This is a genomic window from Coleofasciculus sp., from assembly GCF_046565525.1.
GTDB lineage: Bacteria > Cyanobacteriota > Cyanobacteriia > Cyanobacteriales > Coleofasciculaceae > Coleofasciculus.
Genome location: NZ_JBKHUP010000097.1, coordinates 22,148 through 28,253 on the forward strand (window position 1 = coordinate 22,148; position 6,106 = coordinate 28,253).

A 6,106-nucleotide genomic window follows, 5' to 3' on the forward strand; every position below is an offset into this window, starting at 1 on the left:
ACTTCGGTGTCATGAATATTTATACAATTCTTCATAATAGAGGGATCTTTTGCTTCTAATCAGCTATCTTAAAAAAAAATTAACTGAAAAAATCCTCAGTTTACTCAAGGCATTAATAACGTTTACTGATTTAAATTTTTGTAACGATATCCTCAACCTGGCTTCTGCTGTTGAAGTTTTATGACTGCTAAGTGAGCTGACTCGACTGACGCTCTAGGGGGTAGCCCTTGTCAAAGTTCCTAGTATAGGATAGCGAAGAATGCGCTAAACAATAGAGAACAATGGAAAATTCTGCCTCCATTCATTTGGCGGTCACTGATGAAGCATTGGCAACCTCCGAACCCCAATCCCCCGCCAGTTCAAGGTTATTCATCCCCGAACTCGACTCGAAAAAGCGCTTGAGTGCGGCTTGGATTCCCTTTATCTTCCTGACTATGGCGCTGTTCATTGTTAGCCTAGCCCGTCCCGTTTTAGCACTGCGGAAAGGAACGAGTGGGGCTGAGGTGACCAATCTTCAGAAAACCCTGCAAGCAGAGGGTTACTTTAATGGACCGATTACGGGTTACTATGGACCCTTAACCGAAGCCGCCGTCATCCAATTTCAAAAAGCCAATGGACTCAACCCCGATGGTATCGTGGGGGCGAATACCACCGCCACATTAAAGTCCGACTCAGCCGCACCGACTAATTCGAGTATTGATTCCCAAACACCAACACCCCTAGAGTTGGATTCACCCACGCCAGAACCTGAGAAACCCCTAGTATCCGCCCGACCCAATTTTATTCTCCAGCGAGGCGATCGCAATCCTCAAGTCACCTCTCTACAGCGAAATTTACAAGTGGCTGGCTACTTTAGTGGACCCATTACCGGCTACTACGGCTCAACCACCCAAGACGCCGTGATTCAACTGCAAAAAGCCCACGGATTAACCGTCGATGGTATTGCCGGTTCTCAAACCCGTGCTGCACTTGAATCGAAGCCGATTTCATCCTCCTCACAAACTCCCCCATCTACTGAGGTTACAGAGGATCGAATTGGATTCGCTAATCCTGGTTTAGTCCTCAAGCGAGGGAGTCGCAATTCAGACGTGACGGCGCTACAGAGAAGCTTAAAAGAACAGGGGTATTACGAGGGACCGCTCACAGGTTATTATGGCAACTTAACTGAGACAGCCGTGATTCAATTTCAGAAAGCCAAAGGATTAAACGTAGATGGTATGGTGGGTTCTAGCACCAAAGCCGCATTAGAATTGCCATCTCCTGCGGTAACACCATCCCCGATTGAGTCTCCGACTGCACAGTTGAATCAAGACTCGTTCTCTACACCAGAGGAAAACTCTGACGATACTCCCTTTAATCAAGACTCATTCATCGAACCGGAAGAAAATTACGACACGAGTCTCTCGAATCAAGATTCGTTCTCTACACCGACAGAAAATTCCGATAATAGTCCCTTTAATCAGGACTCCTTTACTAACGAAGACAGCGAAAAAAAAAAGGACAATGAGCAACGTCAGTCCAGCCAGATGACGCTCAAACACACCATTTCTGGCAAAATTTCCCCCAAATCCATCGTGCATTCAGGTCGGGGGTTATTTTTTGCCCAGAACATGATGTACAGCCATACGATTACGGTTTACGACCGCCAGTATAACTTAGTCAAAACCATTGCCGATGCCGTAAATTTGCAGAAATACGGGCATTCAAAGGGGAATGGAACCTATAAAGGCTCTCCCGTTGAAGCGGCATTTTCTGATAATGGGCAATATGCTTGGGTGTCTAACTACCAAATGTATGGTTCAGGGTTTAATAAGCCAGGAAGTGATAAATGTGATCCTTCCCAAAAAACAGACAATAGTTTTTTGTATCGCATCAATACTGATAATTTAGAAATTGACCAAGTGATTGAAGTTGGGTCTGTGCCTAAATTTGTCGCCACTAGCCCCGATAATCGGTTGGTTCTTGTTAGTAATTGGTGTAGTTGGGATTTAAGCGTTGTCGATAGTCAGCAAAATCAGGAAGTTCGGCGGATTAAATTGGGTCGATATCCCCGGGGAATTGTCGTTGATAGGGCGTCTCAAAAAGCGTATGTGGCGGTGATGGGGTCTTATGATATTGCTGTTGTCGATCTCAACGATTTCTCACTCGACTGGATCAAAAACATTGGTAATTCGCCGCGTCATTTAACCATTGATCCAGCCGATCAGTATCTCTACGCCACCTTAAATGGGGAAGGAACGGTGGCTAAAATTGATTTAGCTACAGGTAAAGTTTTACGTAAAGTTGCCACGGGGAATGCACCGCGCAGTATGGATATATCCGATGATGGTCAATTTCTGTATGTGGTGAATTACCACTCGAATACGATGAGTAAGGTTCGCACTAGCGACATGTCAATTCAGCAAACGGTGAACACCAAGGCTAATCCTATTGGCATTACTTATGATCCAGAAACGAATCAGGTTTGGGTGGCTTGTTATTCAGGTGCGATTATGGTGTTTCAGGATTAGAATAAACATGGACAAGGTGAGGTATATGTCTTGAACATTTAAGCGGATATTGCCATCTCTTGTTCTGTTTGAATGGGTAGCATAATCACAAATTCAGTTCCTTTCCCTGGTTCAGAGGTGACTTCAATTTTACCCTGGTGCTTTTTCACAATCTGGTAACAAATTGCTAATCCCATCCCTGTCCCTTTGCCAACAGACTTGGTGGTGAAAAAGGGATCGAATATCCGGTCTTTAATTTCTCCTGGAATCGCTGCACCGTTGTTCCAAATTGCCACGCGAATCCAACGATTATTGATGGTTTCGCTACGAATGGCAATTGTCGGGATGGCTTTACCTTGAATGTCTTCTAAGGCGTCAATGGCATTGCTGATAATATTGATAAAAACTTGATTGAGTTGAGCCGGGTAACAATCAATTCTTGGTAATTGACTGTACTTTTTGACTATGTTAATATTTGGCTGGATTCGATGACCGACAAGCAAGAGGGTGTTCTCTAGTCCTTCGTGAATATCTGCCTGTTTCAACTGTGCTTCATCCAGACGACAGAAGTTCCGTAATGATAAGACAACTTCCTGGATTCGTTCAGCCCCCATTTTTAAGGACGACAGCATTTTCGGCATATCGGCGATGAGAAAATCTAAATCCATTGCTTCGCTTTGTTCTTGAATCGCTGCATTAGGCTGAGGATATTCTTGCCGATAAAGTTCTAGTAGGTTCAGTAAGTCATTAATTGATCGCTTAGCATAATCTAGATTACCGTAGATAAAGTTAATTGGATTATTAATTTCATGGGCAATCCCGGCTACCATTTGTCCTAAACTGGACATTTTTTCCCGTTGAATCAGTTGGGTTTGGGTTTGTTGGAGTTCTTTAAGCGCTTGGGTCAATTCTTGCGTCCGTTCCTCGACGCGCTGTTCTAAGGTTTGACGCGCTAGTTGCAGTTCTTGAGTTGAGTCATCTACCCACTGGACAAGCTGATTTAGGGATGTGGCTAAGGAACCGACTTCATCGTTGGTGGTAACGGGAGTGCGAATCTCTAGATTGGATTCTTTGACGATCGCACTAGCTACTTGAGTTACTGTTTCGATAGGATACGCGATCGCACGGCTGGTAATAGTGGCTAAGAGTACGGCGATACCGACTGATAGTAGTAAACTAATAACGATGATTTGCAGGCGTAGGGCTTCTGCTTGTGCCAGTTTTTGATCTGCCTGAAACTGTTGCGTTTCAGCTTTAGTTTTGGCATCCTCTACATGGTGGGATAGGTGATCGAATTGAGCCATCACTTGACTGGTAGAGGGGTGATGGAGTGCCTTTAAAAGTTCTTGTTGAATGACAGAAACGTCCTCTGACTTCAAGTTCTCCGATTCACTGATCTGCCAGAGTGATTCAATTACCTGATTGTAGGCGTCTATATTCGCTTCATACTCCTTAACAAGATGATGTAATTCAGCCGTATTAATGTCCAAGTCATGGGGATATGCTTGGATGAACGTATCTAACGAAAAGAGTAGGCGTTTCATCCGCTCCACATCGGCTAAATACTGAGTCTTTTGGGCGTCAACCTGGCTAGGGTTAACCGATGCAGCCAATAGTGCTTGGGGATGCGATCGCACAGCAAAGGTGGCATTTTCCAGGTTGCTGAGGAGATGGTGCTGCTGATCGGCAACCCGTTCTTGTTGTTGGGCTTGTTCTTGGTAATAATTACCTAGAATTAATCCTCCTGTTGTTCCCAGAATGGATATGCCGATCGCTAAGGCGTAGCCGTAACCAATTTTCTGAGATATGCTGAGGTTGCGAACGCCTTCTTTAATCCAGGTTAAAGGAACAATCTTTGATAAACGCTGGTTCAGATTTAATGGGTTTTGCTGACTCATTAAAGCCTTGTTTTGGGATACTGGGGGATATCGGGAATGGGAAAAAAGCATAAGATAAGCCAAGAAGTGAGATAGATTGTGATTTTTTAAGGAAAAATGATTCATGATTTTAGAGAAAGACTTGAATTAAGTCGTTGGTGTCATTGTTGACGATAGGAGTTAAGTATGGTGACAATTGGTAGATATAAGTTTAGTTAGTAGCTTTTTATCCTGGTTCATTAACTTCTTACAGCCTCTATCTATTAATTGTAGGAAGAAAATGATGAAATTTTTAACAAGTTTTCATTTAAAATTACCCAAACAAATAAAGTTCTGGTAAAGATTGGAGAGGGAAGTGGTAAAAAGCGATTCTGTTTAAGAGCTATCAATGGATGGAGTGGACTGACAGTAGGAGTTAGAGAGACAATGACAGGGTTGTCGAAGACTGAGCGAATCCTAAAGTAATATAAAGATATTTAAGCAAAATAGTCAATGGGTTAAGAAATATTGAAAACTTCCGGATGGGACTGGAAGTAGCCTCGACACCCAGTCTTTTTGGGGGTGAAGGAAGGAAGGAATAGGTAGCACATTACTGCGGTGATTTGGATCATCCTAATTAGGTAAATTATTGGTATGGGTAGCATCTTGCTCCCTGGAATTGATATGAATTTATACCTAAAGAAGGCTGAGATAATTATTTAACCCCTGAAGCCAATTTGTAGTGGTATGGCATACCTAATTTGATGGATTAGCCGCACGCTTTTGTCGTTTCTCCCTCATCCCCTAACCCCAACTCCATCCCCCCTAGTCCCCCTTTGAAGGAGCGGGGGTTAGGGGGGAGCTGGGGGAGCAGGGGGAGCGCCAAAACCTTTGATATACCGTAGGGTGGGCATTGCCCACCAGCCTTAAGGAGCGTGCTATTCATATTAAGTTATGTAAATCACCCTCAAACCCTTACATAAGACGTAGTTTGCTTCTCACCTACTTACTCTATACCCAGCAAAGGTTCTAGCAGCTTGCGTTCTTCAATGGGTAGGCTAAACAAAACACGCTTATTGCCTTTTGTTTGCTTATAGCGAACAGCAGTATCGAGAAGACGGAGAGGGATTTGAAATTCAGGATAATCACTCGCCAATTCTCGCCACACCTCCAGCCAAGTTTGTGCGGCTTTGTCACTAACCATTTCTGACATTAGTGTGGGAACGCTTTTCACAAGCCCCTGTCCTAATGTAGAAATAACCTGGTGTTTGTGGTAAAGTTCGATGAGGGTTTTGATGCGCGATCGCCATATCTCCACATTGTTACTGCTGTTGAACAAGATGTGCGTAATTAACTTGGCATCATCTGCATCAGCTTCATAGTCAAGGGTAAGACGTTGGAATGCGTTCTCTAGTGCGGCAATCCCTTCCTCCCAGCGATTTAATCCCAAAATGGCAATAGCACGGTTCAAGAAAACAGAGGAGCCTTGATACCCCAGTTCAATGGCTTTGTCACAGGATACCAACGCTTCCTCGTAGCGTTCGAGTTTATATAGCACCCCACCTCGTATAACCCAAGCTGGTGCATCATTAGGGTTAAGCTCAATGGCTTTGTCACAAGAGACCAAGGTTTCCTCGTAGCGTTCGAGTTTATATAGCACCCCACCTCGTATAACCCAAGCTGTTGCATCATTAGGGTCAAGCTCAATTACTTTGTCGTAGGAGACCAAGGCTTCCTGATAACGCTCTAGATTGTTTAGCA

General features: G+C 44.0%; 3 protein-coding genes. 1 reads left to right on the forward strand and 2 read right to left on the reverse strand.

What is annotated here, in order from left to right; genetic code table 11:
• Window positions 1-281 precede the first annotated feature (281 nt).
• Entirely contained in the window at window positions 282-2,510 is a 2,229-nt protein-coding gene (locus tag ACLGGO_RS27525; protein WP_446421678.1) for a peptidoglycan-binding protein, read from the forward strand.
• Between the two features lie 38 nt (window positions 2,511-2,548).
• On the opposite strand, the gene ACLGGO_RS27530 is transcribed toward ACLGGO_RS27525, so the two are convergent.
• Together ACLGGO_RS27530 and ACLGGO_RS27535 are read right to left on the reverse strand one after the other, a co-directional pair.
• Window positions 2,549-4,387 carry an ATP-binding protein gene (locus ACLGGO_RS27530; protein WP_446421679.1) on the reverse strand — a complete coding sequence of 613 codons (1,839 nt, stop codon included), beginning with the start codon at window positions 4,385-4,387 and terminating at the stop codon, window positions 2,549-2,551.
• Between the two features lie 964 nt (window positions 4,388-5,351).
• Window positions 5,352-6,106: tetratricopeptide repeat protein (locus ACLGGO_RS27535; protein ID WP_446421680.1), on the reverse strand; the 755-nt coding region annotated here is incomplete at its 5' end.